Origin of the sequence: Shinella sp. WSC3-e (assembly GCF_945994535.1) — a bacterium.
Taxonomy (GTDB): Bacteria; Pseudomonadota; Alphaproteobacteria; order Rhizobiales; family Rhizobiaceae; genus Shinella; species Shinella yambaruensis.
This window is the reverse complement of record NZ_OZ000535.1, coordinates 228,751-242,784: the sequence shown is the minus strand read 5'-3', so window position 1 is coordinate 242,784 and position 14,034 is coordinate 228,751. Positions and strand designations below refer to the sequence as shown.

11 protein-coding genes are annotated in these 14,034 nt (G+C 67.8%); 1 reads left to right on the top strand and 10 read right to left on the bottom strand.

Annotated features, from left to right (window positions below; translation table 11 throughout):
• The first annotated feature begins 21 nt into the window (after positions 1-21).
• Positions 22-1,038, top strand: a complete 1,017-nt coding sequence (locus tag AABF56_RS33480) for a LacI family DNA-binding transcriptional regulator (RefSeq protein WP_272808945.1) — start codon at positions 22-24, stop codon at positions 1,036-1,038.
• Positions 1,039-1,134: 96 nt separating this feature from the next.
• Here the strand turns inward: AABF56_RS33480 and AABF56_RS33475 are convergent, their stop codons facing one another.
• The 10 genes from AABF56_RS33475 to AABF56_RS33430 all read right to left on the bottom strand — a co-directional run bounded on the left by AABF56_RS33475 (position 1,135) and on the right by AABF56_RS33430 (position 13,935).
• Positions 1,135-2,724: a metallophosphoesterase family protein gene (locus tag AABF56_RS33475; protein ID WP_272808944.1), complete on the bottom strand. Its 1,590-nt coding sequence runs from the start codon at positions 2,722-2,724 to the stop codon at positions 1,135-1,137.
• Entirely contained in the window at positions 2,721-3,362 is a 642-nt protein-coding gene (locus AABF56_RS33470) for a dual specificity protein phosphatase family protein (protein ID WP_272808943.1), read from the bottom strand. The genes AABF56_RS33475 and AABF56_RS33470 overlap by 4 nt, the downstream gene beginning before the upstream one ends.
• Entirely contained in the window at positions 3,359-4,204 is an 846-nt protein-coding gene (locus AABF56_RS33465) for an inositol monophosphatase family protein (protein ID WP_272808942.1), read from the bottom strand. The genes AABF56_RS33470 and AABF56_RS33465 overlap by 4 nt, the downstream gene beginning before the upstream one ends.
• Positions 4,205-4,297: 93 nt before the next feature.
• Positions 4,298-5,404, bottom strand: coding sequence for an ABC transporter substrate-binding protein (locus AABF56_RS33460; RefSeq protein WP_272808941.1), 1,107 nt, complete (start codon positions 5,402-5,404; stop codon positions 4,298-4,300).
• A gap of 72 nt (positions 5,405-5,476) precedes the next feature.
• Positions 5,477-6,598, bottom strand: a complete 1,122-nt coding sequence (locus AABF56_RS33455; RefSeq protein WP_272808940.1) for an ABC transporter ATP-binding protein — start codon at positions 6,596-6,598, stop codon at positions 5,477-5,479.
• Positions 6,598-8,424, bottom strand: coding sequence for an ABC transporter permease (locus tag AABF56_RS33450; RefSeq protein ID WP_272808939.1), 1,827 nt, complete (start codon positions 8,422-8,424; stop codon positions 6,598-6,600). Before AABF56_RS33450 ends, AABF56_RS33455 begins: the two co-directional genes overlap by 1 nt.
• 222 nt (positions 8,425-8,646) lie before the next feature.
• Entirely contained in the window at positions 8,647-9,447 is an 801-nt protein-coding gene (locus AABF56_RS33445; RefSeq protein ID WP_272808938.1) for an inositol monophosphatase family protein, read from the bottom strand.
• 115 nt (positions 9,448-9,562) lie between these two features.
• Positions 9,563-10,624, bottom strand: a complete 1,062-nt coding sequence (locus tag AABF56_RS33440) for an ABC transporter ATP-binding protein (protein WP_272808937.1) — start codon at positions 10,622-10,624, stop codon at positions 9,563-9,565.
• On the bottom strand, positions 10,621-12,834 hold the full coding sequence (locus tag AABF56_RS33435) for an ABC transporter permease (RefSeq protein ID WP_272808936.1): 2,214 nt from the start codon (positions 12,832-12,834) through the stop codon (positions 10,621-10,623). The genes AABF56_RS33440 and AABF56_RS33435 overlap by 4 nt, the downstream gene beginning before the upstream one ends.
• 72 nt (positions 12,835-12,906) lie before the next feature.
• Positions 12,907-13,935 (bottom strand): ABC transporter substrate-binding protein, encoded by a 1,029-nt coding sequence (locus AABF56_RS33430; protein ID WP_272808935.1) that lies wholly within the window; start codon positions 13,933-13,935, stop codon positions 12,907-12,909.
• Positions 13,936-14,034 lie beyond the last annotated feature (99 nt).

The following is a 14,034-nucleotide window of genomic DNA, read 5'->3' as shown; positions in this document are numbered from 1 at the left end:
CGCCACCGGAGGCAGGAAGACGTGACGACATCCAGGTCCAGGCCGAAAAAGGCCTCGGTCAGCGCCATTCGCGTGGCCGAGCTCGCGGGCGTCTCGCGCTCGGCCGTCTCGCGCACCTTCACCGACGGGGCCAGCGTTTCGCCGGCGACGCGCGCCAAGGTGCTCGCGGCGGCGGAAAAGCTCGGCTACCACGTCAACCACCTGGCGCGCGGGCTGATCCATCACCGGTCCGGCATCGTCTGCATGATCGTGGCGGAGCTGCAGGCGCCCTTCCACTCCAATGTGGTGGAGGTCACCACGCGCAAGCTGCAGGCGATCGGCAAGGTGGTCATGGTGCTGAACACGGCCGGCCAGCCGGACAATGTCGAGGCGGCGCTGCGCCAGACGCTGAACTACCGCGCCGACGCCACGGTGGTGGTGTCCGGCGCGCCGCCCGTCTCGCTGATCGAGACCTGCATCGAGAACGGCCAGCGCGTCATCCTCATCAACCGCGACGACCCGATCGAGGGGCCGGAGATCGTGCTGGTGGACAATGAGAGCGCGGCGCGCGAGGCCTGCCTCATGCTGCACCGGGCCGGCTGCCGGCGCCTTGCCGTGGTCAGCTCGACGGCGGGCACGCCGAGCATCGTGACGCGCGAGCAATCCTTCGTCGCCGCTGCCGCCGAGCTCGGCCTCGAAGCGCAGGTCAGCCGTGCCGGGCCGACCAGCTACGCGACCGGCGCGGAAGGCGCCCGCCAGCTGCTCGGCGCCTCCGGCCGGCCGGACGGCGTGTTCTGCGCCACCGACCTGCTGGCGCTCGGCTTCATGGACGTGGCGCGGCTGGAATTCCGCCTCGACATCCCCGAGGCGCTCTGCGTCGTCGGCTTCGACGACATCCCGCAGGCCGGCTGGATCGGCTACAACCTCACCACCTTCCGCCAGCCGATCGGCGAGATCGCCGACCATATCGTCGCCATCATCGAGAAGGACGAGGCCGACCCCGCCCCGCCCAAGCGCCTGCCGACGCAGGTCGCCTGGCGCAAGAGCGTGCGGCCCTAGAATCTGTCAGGTTCATTCTGAACCAGACAGATTCTCGGTTTCTTTGTTTTCGTTTGTCTCTTCGGGAAAACCGGCTCCCACTTTTCCTGACAAACTCTAAAGCGCCCGGACGACGAGGTCGGGCAGGCTGAGGGAGAAATCCCGGTTCGGCGGACGCTCGAGATAGGCGCGCATCATGCGCAGCAGCGTGGAAAAGCGGGCCGGCAGGCCGTCGCCCTCGATATGCGGCGCCCTTGCGCAAATGTCCCGGTAGAAGGCGAGCCGGTCGGACGCGATGTCCGCCTGGCTGAGCTCGCCCGCCTTGCGCAGCCGGTACCAGTCCTCGACGAGCTCGTTGAGACCGAAGGCCGGCGCGCCGGCGGCAGCGAGCCCGAGCGTTTCGAGAAGGTCGGCGACCGTCGCCGTGCGCACGAACTCCACCATGTCGCGCGGCCATTCGCGCGCGAGGTAACGCCCGTGCACGAGGTTGACGAGATGGCGGCTGAGGAAGGTGCCGTGGTCGGGCGCGGAACTCGCGGCGGGCTCCGCCGCCCCTTCCCGCGCCGCCTCGGTGCGATAGGCCGCGAAGGCCGCGTCGTGGCCGGGCACCTGCCGGAGAGAGAGCGTGCGGATCTCGCTGCGATCGGCGCAGAGATCGACGATCTTCAGCCCCGGCCCGTAGCCGACCGGCGAGGGAACCGCGATATTGACGAAGCGTCCCGCGCCCGTCTCGTGCCGCGCCGTGTCGTTGACATGGAGATGGCCGGAGAAATGCAGGGAAACGCCGGTCGCGGCGAAGGCATCGGCCACCGCGGGTGTCGGTGCGCGGCGGGCAAGGCCGGTGGGGCCGAACAGCGCGACCTCCTCGCTCGACACGCCGCCGAGCGGATCGAGCGCCGGATAGTGCGAGAAGGCGACGAGCCGCTTGCCCCTAGCCTTCGCCCGCGTCGCCACGTCCGCCATCCAGGCAAGGAGATGGGCGCGATGCGCGAGCACGGCCCGCCAGCCGCCGTCGGTCGGATCGTGGAACTCTCCGGGATCGGCGAGATCCTCCGCCCCGTCGCGCGGCACGCAGACATTGGCGTCGATGGCGAGCACCCAGAGGCCTTCCACCGGCTCGACGAGATAGGAGGAATCGATCATCCGGCAGCGCGTGCCGCCGTCCGGGCTTACCGCCTCGTAGCTGCGGGCCTCCCAGGCCGGATCGGTGCCGAAGGGGCTTTCCCAGTGCAGGTCGCCCGCCTCGGGCATGAAGCCGAGGCCGGAGAGCATGGCGAGCGCCTCCGCCGTGCCGAGCGTCGCCGCCTCCGGGCAATCGGCGCTTCTGAGGAGCAGCGACCGGCCGTCGGCCATGAGGAAGCTCTTGTCCTGCGGCCGGCCGGCAAGGGCGTAGAAATCGTGGTTGCCGGGGGTCATCAGCACGCGGATGCCGTGGCGCTCGCGATACTCCGCGACAAGGTCGAGCGCGGCGCGGATGTTCGGCCGCTGGCCGTCGTCGGTGAGATCGCCGACGAGGAGCACGGTCTTCACGCCGGCCGCGGCGACATGATCCAGCGCGGCGCGGAAGGCGGGGATGCTCTCGTTGAAGACGCGCGTCGAGGCGGCGGTCTCGGCAAAGCTGCGGATGGCGCCGGGCAGGCCGGAGCCCTCGGGAATCCACGCACAATCATGCACATGCGGATCGGCGATGACGGCGATGCGGATCATGCAGTGGCTCTTGCGGGCGCGGCGGCGCGGGCGCGATCGGCCTCGACGAGGCGCACCCAGCCGGCGGCGCTCTCGGCGGCGGCGATAAGCATGGGCTTCGGCGTCTCGTGCCATTCGTCGGGGCGCAGCTCGCGCTTCACCCGCACATGGTCGACCGCGGCGGCGAGCGTCGGGAATTCGCCGGGGATCTGCAAATGCAGCAAGAGCGCGGCGAGGATCACCGAGCGGGAGCGCCCGGCCCGGCAGTTGACCAGCACGTTGCCGCGCTCGCGCATGGGATAGCTCGGCTTTTCCGGCAGGACCTGCTGCAAGGCGCCGAGCAGCTGGTAGTAGCCGGCGAGGAACATCGTGTCGGGATTGCCGGGGCCGTCGACGATGCCGAGCTTGTAGTAGCGGATGGGCGCCGGGCCGTAGCCGACGCAGCTGTCATGCGAGACCTCGTCGGGCGCCGCGACATAGTTGAAGTCGAGGTTGACCGCGCAGTTGAGCACGGTGGAAATGCCGTTCTCGCGCAGCAGCGGCACGTCCGACGCCCCCTCGCGACCGCCGACGAAGAGATCGACGCCGAAGCCCGGCAGGTTCTCGTAGACGCGGCTGATCGGCGGGCGATCGTAGTGGCGGGTGGGTTTGTCGGTCATGCGGTTCTCCGATGCTCTTCTTCCGCCGCGGCCAGAAGGTCCGGCCCGGTCAGAAGGGGAATGCCCGTCGCCTCCGACAGGATGGCGGCGACGCCGGGCGCGGCGGCCAGCACCGCCGCGCCGGCGGTCAGCCCGCCGAGCGACAGGAACGGCCCCGTCACCCCGCCCGCCTCGCGCACGAGCAGGAGGCCGGCAAGGCAATCCCAGGAATTCATGTGCAGCTCCGCATAGCCGTCGCTGCGCCCGTCCGCAACATAGGCGAGCCCCAGCGCCCCGCAGGCGCCGCGCCGCACATTGCTGCCCGCCTCGAAGAGCGCGTTGAGCGCGCCGATATAGCGGGCGAGCGGCCGGCGGTTCGACCAGCCCATCTCGAAGGAGGTGGCGGTGATGTCGCTCGTGGCGGAAACGCGGATCGGCTTGCCGTTGCGGTGCGCCCCGCGGCCGAGGCGGGCGAAATAGACCTCGTCCAGCACCGGGTTGACGATAGCGCCGAGCTGCACTTCGCCCTTGGCGATGAAGGCGATGGCGACGCAGAAATGCGGGATCGCCCGGGCGAAATTGGCCGTGCCGTCGATGGGATCGACCACCCAGGCCTGCCGGCCGGGCTCGCCGCCGCCCTCCTCGCCGAGGAAGCCGTCCTCGGGGAAAGCCTCCGAGATCCGGGCGCGCAGATGGTCTTCCACCTGCCCGTCGGTCTCCGTCAGGTAGTCCTGCGGGCCCTTCATGCTGACCGCCTGCCCCGTCTGCCGGGCAAAGCCGGCGCGGGCGAGATCCGCCGCCTCGCGGACAAGCGCGTGCAGGAAGGCCTCCCGGCGGTCGATCGCCCCCTCGTCAATGCTCATGTGCCCTGTCTTTCCTGCCCTGTTCGTTTCCGGTTCATCATTGCCGCCGCAAGGGCGGCAGGCGGGCCGGGAAACGGCCCGCCCGTCTTTGGCTCAGCGCTTGTAGTGGACGCGCCAGAAATCCTGCCAGTCCTGCCGGCTGTCCCAGTCTTCGAGGCCTGTCGCCGGGTCGTAGTTCAGCAGGGCATCGAGATGCTTGCCGATGCCCGACGGCTCGTCGTCCGGCAGGCCGACGGTGCGGTTGCTGGACAGCTTGCCGTCCTCGGCCTGCGGCGCGATGCCCTCGGCCGTCATGGCATAGTGGACGAAGAGCTTTGCCGTATTCGGGCTGTCCGAGCCCTTGACGATGACGCCGACCGTCGGGTTGGAGAAGCCGATGATCGGATCCACCCCGGTGCAAAGGCCCAGCGAGAAGCCCTTGCCCGCATTGTCGCGGAACTTGGCCGAGGCGACGAGGCCGACGAAGGGCTCGCTCTGGCCGGGCGCGGCGACGGCCTCGGCGGCGGCGGAATCCGAATCCGTCAGCAGCGGGCCGTTGGCCGCGAGCGCCGCCACGAAGGCCTCGGTCGCGCTGCCGAGGTCGCTCTCCAGCTTCTTGCCGTACTGCTTCTCGTAGGCGGCGGCGATCTTGTCGTCGATGCGGCTGCGCATCTGGTTGAACCAGTCGGTGTAGGACGGCTTGCCGAGCGGGTCCTGCATGGCGACCTTGCCCTTCCACTCCGCCTCCGTGAGCTGCCAGATATTGGTGATCGGGCACTTGTCGTAGAGCTTGGTGTTGTAGGCGAGGAAGTTGGGGCTCGACACGACGAGCAGCGGGTTGTGCGCCTCGGGCGAGATGTCCTTGGCGAGATCCGGCGGCACCCAGTTCTCCACGAAGCCGGCGGGCATCAGCTGGCCGACCACCGCCGAGGGGTCGGAGATGAAGGACACGTCCGTCTGGATGTTGCCCGACTGGGATTCGCGGATGATCGTTTCGAGCTGCGCGGTCGCCTTGGATTTCGAGCCCTCCGCCTTCAGCCCGTATTTGGCGTTGAACGCCTCGACCATGTCGACGATCTTGCCGGTGCTGTCATAGACCGACAGCGGCGGCTCCTTCTTCGCCGCCTCGATCAGCGCGTCGAGGTTGAAGTCTTCCGCCAGCGCCCCGCCGGCCATGCATAGCGCCAGCGCAGCGCCTGCCAGTAAACCGTATTTCCGCATGCTCTCCTCCTCCAGCTTCGCCCCGTCCGTCTCTTCCCATCGGATGGCGCGGGTTTCAGTTTCCGTTTCGGTTCAGGCGGCGCGCGCCAGCGTGTCGTCGGCGCCGGCAAGCCTGAGGCCCGCCGCGTCGAAGACATGCATGGCCGTCGGCCGGGCATGGACGAAGACCCGCTCGCCGCCCTTCAGCACCGGGCATTCGGTGGTGGTGGCGAAGAGGGCGCGGCCGTCGACCTTCAGTTCGATGATCCAGCTTCCGCCGGTCGGCAGGATGCCGGTGACCTCGGCCGCATGGCGGAAGCTGTCGCCGGGAACGGCAGCCTCCGAGCGCGCGATCTGCAAGGCCTCGGGCCGAAAGCCCACCGAGCCGACCCCCGCGCTCTCGCCGAGCCGACCGGCGAGCCAATGCGATGCGGCGCGATCCAGCGCATGGCCGGTCGCGGTTTCGAGAATGTTGATCGGCGGGCTGCCGACGAATTCGGCGACGAAGCGGTTGGCCGGCCGGTCGTAGATGTCGTTGGGCGTGCCGAGCTGCTGCAGCCGGCCCTCGTTCATGACGGCGATGGAGGTGGCGAGCGTCATCGCCTCCCACTGGTCGTGCGTGACGAAGACGATGGTGGTGCCGAAGGCGGCGTGGATGCGCTTCAGCTCGGCGCGCATTTCGAGCCTCAGGCGCGCGTCGAGGTTGGACAGCGGCTCGTCGAGCAGCAGCACGCCGGGATTGACCGCCAGCATGCGGGCGAGCGCCACGCGCTGCTGCTGGCCGCCGGAGAGCTGCGAGGGGTAGCGGTGCCGGTACTTCTCGATGTCCAGCGCCTTCATGACCTCGGTCACGCGCGCCTCGCGCTCGGCCTTCGGCACCTTGCGCAGGCGCAGGCCGAAATCCGTGTTGCGCTCGATGGTGAGATGCGGCCAGAGCGCATAGGACTGGAAGACGAGGCCCATGCCGCGCTTTTCCGGGCCGATGAAGGCGCCGCGCGCCGGGCTGTCGACGATCTTCTCGCCGACGCGGATCTCCCCGTCCGTCAGGTTCTCCAGCCCGGCGATCATGCGCAGCGTCGTCGTCTTGCCGCAGCCGGAGGGGCCGAGCAGGCACATGAACTCGCCGTCCTTGATGTGAAGGTCGAGGTCGCTCACCGCGTTGGGCGAGCCGGCGCCGTAGGATTTCTGCACATTGCTGAGAACGATATCGGGCATCAGTTTCCAAGTCCCTCGGCAAGGTTGGTGCGGGTGAGCCGCTGGGCGAGCACCGTGCCGCCATAGGCAAGGCCGGCGATGATCAGCACCACGGCGTTGGCGGCCTGGGTGTAGTTGTAGTCGACGAGGCGCAGCGAGAAGGTCGTCAGCACGTCCGTGGCGGGCACGGCGAGGATGACGAAGAGGCTGAGCCCCTTGATGCCCGAGATGAAGGGCAGGAGGATGCCGGTGACGAGCGAGCCCTTCTGGATCGGGATGACGATCGAGGTCATGCGGCGGAACCAGCCGGCGCCGACGATCTGCGCCGCCTCCTCCGGGTCCTTGCCGAGCTGCATCATGGCCGAGATGCCGGCGCGGGACGCATAGGGCATCTGGTCCGCCATCAGGGCGAGGATGAGGATCAGCGTCGTGCCGTAGAGGCCGGGGATCGGCCCGCGCTGCACGGCGAAGAGCGAGAGATAGGCGGCCGCGAAGGCGATGCCCGGCACCAGATAGGGCATGAAGGTGACCTGCCGCAGGAAGATCGCCAGCGGCCGGATGGTCGTGCGCACCACGACATAGCCGGTGAGCACGCCGAGGATGCCCGAGCAGACCGAGGCGATGCCGACGATCCAGATCGTGTTCAGCGCCGCCTGCCAGAGATCGGGGCTGAGCAGGATGCCGGTGCGCATGGCGACCGTCGGCAGGTCCCGGCCGATCCAGTAGTCGAGCGTGAAGTTCGACAGGGCGAAGCTGCCGGGCTGGTGCATGACCGTCGAGAGCGCCAGCGTCAGGAGCGGCATGCCGACGGAGACGATGAAGATGGCGGCGGCAAAGCCGCTGGCCGGCCAGCGCCAGGATTTCAGCCGCGACAGCCGGTTCATCGCGCCCTTGGAGCCGACGGTGACGAAGCGCCGCGCCTCGCGGGCGAGATGCGCGTCGATCATGATGGCCAGAACGCCGATCAGCATGATGGCGCCGGCGAGCACGCCCGCAACGCCGGTCTGGCGCGAGCCGATGGAGCGGTAGAGCGAGGTCGCCAGCACGTCGAACTTCACCGGCAGGCCGAGCACATAGGGCACGCCGAACTCGCCGAGGCATTTGGCGAAGATGAGCAGCACCGCCGACAGCAGCGCGGGGCGCATCAGCGGCAGGATGATCTGCAATGCGACCACCCGGCCCGGCGCGCCGAGAATGCGCGCGCTGTCCTCCAGCTGGCTGTCGAAGCGGCGCAGCGCCGAGCCGAACAGCAGGATGACGAAGGGGGTATAGTGCAGCGCGAGGATGATGGTGATCGGCACCTGGCCATAGGCGAGCCAGTCCGGCGGCGACAGGCCGATCGCCTCGAACCAGCCCGGCTGGCCGCCGACGGTGCGGTTCTTGAACAGCGTGGTCCAGGCGAGCGCGAAGGTCCAGGCCGGCAGCATGTAGGGCACGATGAGGGCGGTGGCGAACCATCGGCGGCCGAACATGTCGGTGCGCGCGATCAGCCAGGCGAGCACGCCGCCGACCGACAGCGAGATGGCGATGGCGCCGAAGGCCACCTTCAGCGTGTTGGCGAGCGGCTCCCAGAAGAGATCGTAGGCGACGGGAGAGGCGAAGGCGCGGTAGAGATAGTAGGCGGTGAAGCTGCCCGTTTCGCCCGCCGTGCGCCGCTCGTCGCCGAACTGCACGGTGGCCGCATCCGAAAGGATCGACAGGATCGGCACGACGATGAGATAGGCAAACAGCGCCGCCATCAGGACGGCGATCACCGTCGTCGGCTCGCGCAGCGCCAGCCGCAACCGGTAGCGCCAGCGCGCGCCGCCAACGGGCGCTGGCGCTACAGCCGCATCAGACGTGGCCATGGAGCCCGCCTTGTGCGCTGCGGCACGTTTTTCCAACAATCTTCGCAAAGCCGTGCAATGTTTCCTCCCCTGCCGGCTTCCGCCGGCCACCGCACCGAATTCGACCAAACCGGGAATGTTTCCTCCCATCCCGGCTGGTCAGTGGGTGCAGTCAATCATTGAGGGTCGGCACTTGTCAACACAATATTGCACAGCCGTGCATTGATGTGTGAAACCGGCCGGCTAGGCAAACCCGGCCAGCTTTTCGAGGTCGGCGCGGGCGCCCGGACCTGCGGCGACGACCGGCGATCCTTTGGTCAGCCGCTCACCCTCCACCGGGAAGGGGTGATGCCAGCCGCCGGCCTCCTTCACGAGGCAATAGCCGGCAAGGCAATCCCAGGCGTGCATGTAGGGCTCGTAGTAACCGACGAGCCGGCCGGCCGCGACATAGGCGAGCATCAGCGCGCCGGAGCCGTTGCGGATGAAGGTGCCGCCGGCCTGCAGCAGCCGGCTGACGATATCGGCCATGGCCTCCGGCGTCACATGGCTGTTGGCGCCGATGCCGGTCATGGCATTGCGCACGTTGCGAGTGGGATCGAGCGTCAGGACCTTGCCGTTGAGCTTGGCGCCCCTGCCGGCGGCGGCGGCATAGAGCTCGTTGTGGCAGGGCGCGCCGATGACGCCGATGACGGGCTCGTCGCCGTGCAGCACGGCGACCGAGACGCACCAGTTCGGCATGCCGCTGACGAAGGGCGCGGTGCCGTCGATGGGATCGACCACCCAGGTATAGCCGGAGATGCCCGCCGTGTGGCCGAACTCCTCGCCGAGGAAACCGTCCCCGGCGAATGTCGCCTCGACCCGCTCGCGGATCAGCTTCTCCACATTACGGTCGGCGATGGAGACGACGTCCTGCGGGTCGCGCTTGGTCTCGATCACCAGGCTGTCGCGGCGGTTGAAATAATCGAGCGCCATGGCTCCCGCCTCCTGGGCGATGGCCTTGGCGAGGACGAAGCGCCTGTCGAGGTCCGTCTCTTGCGACGTCATGCTGATTTCCTTGGGTAAGCAATTCCAGCAAAAGTGCGAAGCGGTTTTGCGTCCGGAATTGCGTAAAAACAAAAAGATAGAGCGTTTCCGCGATTCGAGGAAAAGCGGAATTGCTCTAGTTGCTGATGAGGGCGATGCCGCGGTTCTTGAAGCCGAGCGTGGCGTTAGAGGCGGCGGGCAGGATGCGGTCGACGGCATGGTCGACGATGAAGAGCGTGCCGACATCGGTCTCCACCTCGTATTCGACATGGTCGCCGAGATAGGCCGAATGCAGGATGCGGCCGGCCAGCCCCTCGCCGCGGCCTTCGGCGAGCGTCACCGCGCCGGGGCGCACGGCAAGGCTGGCGGCGCCGGGTTTCGCCCGGCCGGCGGGCACGCGGTGCGTAAGGCTGCCGATGCGGATATCGGCCTCGGCGCCGTTGATGCCGACGACCTCGCAGGCGATGACATTCGCCTCACCCATGAAATCGGCGATGAAGGAGGAGGCCGGGAATTCGTAAAGCTCGCGCGGGGCGCCCGACTGGGCGATCTCGCCGTCCTTCATGACGATGATGCGGTCGGAGACGGCAAGCGCCTCGTCCTGGTCGTGCGTGACATAGACGGCGGTGAAGCCGAGGCGCTGCTGGAGCTCGCGGATCTCGGTGCGCACCCGGCGGCGCAGGCGGGCGTCGAGGTTGGAGAGCGGTTCATCGAGCAGCAGCACCTGCGGCTCCAGCACCAGCGCGCGGGCGACGGCGACGCGCTGCTGCTGGCCGCCGGAAAGCTCGGCCGGCAGGCGCCCGCCCATGCCGGCAAGGCCGACGAGCGAAAGCCCCTCCTCCGCCTTCTCCCGCGCCTCCCTGCGCGAGAGGCCGGAGGATTCCAGACCGTAGGCGACATTGTCGAGCGAGCTCATATGCGGGAAGAGTGCATAGGACTGGAAGACCATCGAGACGTCGCGCTCGTTGGCCGGCAGCATGGTGACGTCCTTGCCGCCGATGAGGATGCGCCCGGCCGTCGGGTGTTCCAGCCCGGCGAGCATGCGCAGCGTCGTCGTCTTGCCGCAGCCGGAGGGGCCGAGCAGGGTGACGAGCGTGCCGGGCTCGATGGTGAGCGAAAGGTCGGGGATGGCGGTGAAGGCGCCGAAGGTCTTCTTCACGTTCTCGAAGGTGACGGAGCCGGCTTTCTGGTTGATCATGCGGTTTTCTCCTGACGAGAGGGGGCAAGGCCGGCGACGCGGTTTTCACGGCGCAGGCGCCGTTCGCCCACGAGAAGCTGGAAGCCGGTGATGACGGTGATCATCACGACGATCAGCATGGAGGAATAGGCGATCGCCACGCCGTATTCGCCGTTCTCGACGAGGCCGACGATATAGGAGGTCGCCATGTTGTATTCGGCGCTGACGAGGAAGATGACGGCGCTGATCGAGGTGATGGCGCGCACGAAGGAATAGACGAGCGCTGCGGTGATGGCGGGCCGCAGGAGCGGCAGGATGACCTTGCGGATGGTGCGGAAGCTGCCGGCGCGCAGCGTCAGCGAGGCCTCGTCCAGGCTCTTGTCGAGCTGGCTCATCGCCGCGATCCCGCCGCGCACGCCGACCGGCATGTTGCGGAAGACGAAGCAGGCGATCAGGATCAGCGCCGAGCCGGTCATCTCCAGCGGCGGCAGGTTGAAGGCCATGATGTAGCTGACGCCGATGACCGTGCCGGGAATGGCGAAGCTCATCATCAGCGCGAACTCGAACACGTTCTTGCCGGTAAACTTCTGGCGCACGATGATATAGGCCGTCAAAAGGCCGACGATGGCCGTCAGCGGCGCGGAGATCAGCGCGATCTCCATCGTCGTCCAGAACGAGTTCCAGGCGACGCCCGTCCAGGCGATGCTGCCGTCGAAGCTGATGGAGAAGGCCTTGGCGTAGTGGTCGAGCGTCAGCGAATTGTCGAGGCCCCAGGTCTTCACGAAGCCGCCGACGAGGATCATGCCGTAGACGACGAGCGTGAAGAGGCCCCAGGGGATGACGATGGCATGCACGCCGATAGACAGGCCGCGCGGCAGCGCGATATGCGCCCCGCTGTCGCCCTTGCCCGTGACTGTGGCGAAGTTCTTGCCCGACAGCCAGAAGCGCTGGGCGAGGAAGGCCGAGAGCGTGAAGACGAGCAGCACTATGGCGAGCACGGCGGCGCGCGAGGGATCGTTCTGCGAGCCGACGACGGCGAAGAAGATCTCCGTCGAGAGCACGCCGTGGCTGCCGCCGAGCACCAGCGGATTGCCGAAATCGGCCATGCTCTCGATGAAGCCGATAAGGAAGGCATTGGCGAGGCCCGGCTTCATCAGCGGCAGCGAGACGCGCCGGAAGGTGCGCCAGCGGTCGGCGCGCAGCGTCGTGGAGGCCTCCTCCATCGACGGGCTGACGCCCTCGACGACGCCGATCAGGACGAGGAAGGCGATCGGCGTGAAGGAGAGGACCTGGGCGATCCAGATGCCGGTGAGGCCGTAGAGCCAGCGGCCGGGCTCGATGCCGAAAAGCGCCGAAAGCCCCTCGGTGATGACGCCCGCGCGGCCGAAGAGCAGCGTCAGCGCCAGGCCGATGACGAAGGGCGGCGTGATGATCGGCAGGATGGTGAGGAGGCGCAGGCCCTTCTTGTAGGGAAAGCGCGTGCGGGTGGCGACCAGCGCGAAGGCGAGGCCGAGCAGCGTCGAGCCGAGACCGGTCATGATGGCGAGCCACAGGGTGCGCCAGGCAACGCCGCAGCGCCCCGCACCGATGACGCAGTTCAGGCTCCAGATGCTCGGATCCTGAAGGTTGCGGATGAAATTGTCCGGATTGAACGAGCCGTCGAAGTCCTGCACCGAGCCGGCGAACATGCTGCTGATCGGATAGAAGACGAAGACCGCGACGAGGAAGACGAGCAGCGAGATGGCGCTGACGACGAAGGCATCGCCCTTCATGACGCCGCGCTCGGCAAGGCCGAAGGAAAAGAGCAGCACGAAGACGACGGCCGACAGCACGGCGCCGGCGCCCATCGAGGGCTGGCCGTCCGAAAGCGCGCCGAACAGGCTTTCGCTGATCGTCCACGTCCAGCCGGAAAAGCCGATGGCAAGGCCCTGCAGCGACAGGAAGAGGACGCCGAGCGCACCCAGCCAGGCCAGCGCGGCGCCGCGGCGCATCGGGTCCGCCATGCCGCGCGCCGCGCCGGCAAGAAGAAGCAGCAGAACGACGCCGGCTAGCCACCACCGGCCATGCGCGGCGATCTGCACGAGGCCGGGCGCGACCTCGGTCGAAAGAGGGAAACCGGCCAGCCAACCGAACCCGTAGAAGCCGCCGTCGATCCGGTACCAGGGCAGAAGGGTCAAAGCGACCGCGCCCAGGATCAGGACCACGTCCAGCCTGCGATTGCCATGTCTCATGGCCGACCTCGCTATGGTGTGTCGTTTCGGGAAGACGGCGCCCGGAGGAGACGGGCGCCGTCCATCGGGCCGTCAGTTGGCGGCCGCGCCGACTTCGCGGTCCCAGCGCTCCAGAAGCGCCTTGCGCTTGGCCGGCTCGCCATAGGTCGCGAAATCGTAGTCGATCAGCTTGATGTCCTCGAAGCGCGGCGCTTCCTTCGGGATTTCCGCGTTCTTGTTCGACGGCAGCTGGAAGGACTTCGCATCCTTCATGCGCGACTGGACCTCCGCGGTCAGTGCCCAGTCGTACCAGATCTTGGCATTGTCGAGGTTGCGCGCGCCCTTGATGATCGACATGGAGCCGATCTCGTAGCCGGTGCCTTCGCAGGGCGTGATCGACTTGACCGGGAAGCCTTCGGCCGTCTGCGCCACCGCGTCATGCACGAAGACGATGCCGAGCGCCGTCTCGCCGCGCGCCGCCGCCTTGACGGGCGCCGAGCCGGACTTGGTGTATTGCGAGATGTTGTCGTTGAGCTTCTTCAGGTAGTCGAAGGCCGGGTCCTCGCCCATGATCTGCACGAGGGAGGCGAGCGCCGTATAGGCGGTGCCGGAGGAGTTCGGGTTGGCGATCTGGATCTCGCCCTTCAGTTCCGGCGCCAGGAGATCGGCCCAGCAGACCGGCTCCTTGAAGCCCTTCGACTTGAAGATCTCGGTGTTGTAGCCCCAGCCGAGCGCGCCGGCATAGACGCCGACCGTCTTGTAGCCCGCGCTTTCGGCCTGCTTCTTCGCCCAGTCGTTCAGTTCGTCGAGCTTCGGCGACTTGTATTCCAGCGTCAGGTTCTCCGACGCGGCCTGCAGATGCGGGTCGCCCGTGCCGGCCCACCAGATGTCGGTCTTCGGGTTGCGGGCCTCGGCGCGCACCTTGGCATAGGTCTCGCCCGAGGACAGGCGCACCATGTTCACCTTGATGTCGCTATGCGCCTTCTCGAAATCGCCCTTCATCTGCTCGCAGATGACGACGTCGGCCGAGCAGATGAGGTTGAGTTCGCCGGCCGCCGCAGCCGGCAGGGCGGCAAGCGCCGTTCCGGCGAAAAGCATGAGGGAAAGGGTTCTGGTCTTCATGGGGCATCCTCCTGTTGCCTGGTTTTGATCTGCAGCACGAACGGGCACGGCGAGGCCATCGGGCTACCCGCGGGCGGCGCGTTCGCGTGTTGTCGAATA

What these genes read in the sequence shown, in the direction of transcription:
- AABF56_RS33475 (WP_272808944.1), bottom strand. Translation starts at nt 2,724, where the DNA reads ATGATCCGCATCGCCGTCATCGCCGATCCGCATGTGCATGATTGTGCG.
- AABF56_RS33470 (WP_272808943.1), bottom strand. Translation starts at nt 3,362, where the DNA reads ATGACCGACAAACCCACCCGCCACTACGATCGCCCGCCGATCAGCCGC.
- AABF56_RS33465 (WP_272808942.1), bottom strand. Translation starts at nt 4,204, where the DNA reads ATGAGCATTGACGAGGGGGCGATCGACCGCCGGGAGGCCTTCCTGCAC.
- AABF56_RS33460 (WP_272808941.1), bottom strand. Translation starts at nt 5,404, where the DNA reads ATGCGGAAATACGGTTTACTGGCAGGCGCTGCGCTGGCGCTATGCATG.
- AABF56_RS33455 (WP_272808940.1), bottom strand. Translation starts at nt 6,598, where the DNA reads ATGCCCGATATCGTTCTCAGCAATGTGCAGAAATCCTACGGCGCCGGC.
- AABF56_RS33450 (WP_272808939.1), bottom strand. Translation starts at nt 8,424, where the DNA reads ATGGCCACGTCTGATGCGGCTGTAGCGCCAGCGCCCGTTGGCGGCGCG.
- AABF56_RS33445 (WP_272808938.1), bottom strand. Translation starts at nt 9,447, where the DNA reads ATGACGTCGCAAGAGACGGACCTCGACAGGCGCTTCGTCCTCGCCAAG.
- AABF56_RS33440 (WP_272808937.1), bottom strand. Translation starts at nt 10,624, where the DNA reads ATGATCAACCAGAAAGCCGGCTCCGTCACCTTCGAGAACGTGAAGAAG.
- AABF56_RS33435 (WP_272808936.1), bottom strand. Translation starts at nt 12,834, where the DNA reads ATGAGACATGGCAATCGCAGGCTGGACGTGGTCCTGATCCTGGGCGCG.
- AABF56_RS33430 (WP_272808935.1), bottom strand. Translation starts at nt 13,935, where the DNA reads ATGAAGACCAGAACCCTTTCCCTCATGCTTTTCGCCGGAACGGCGCTT.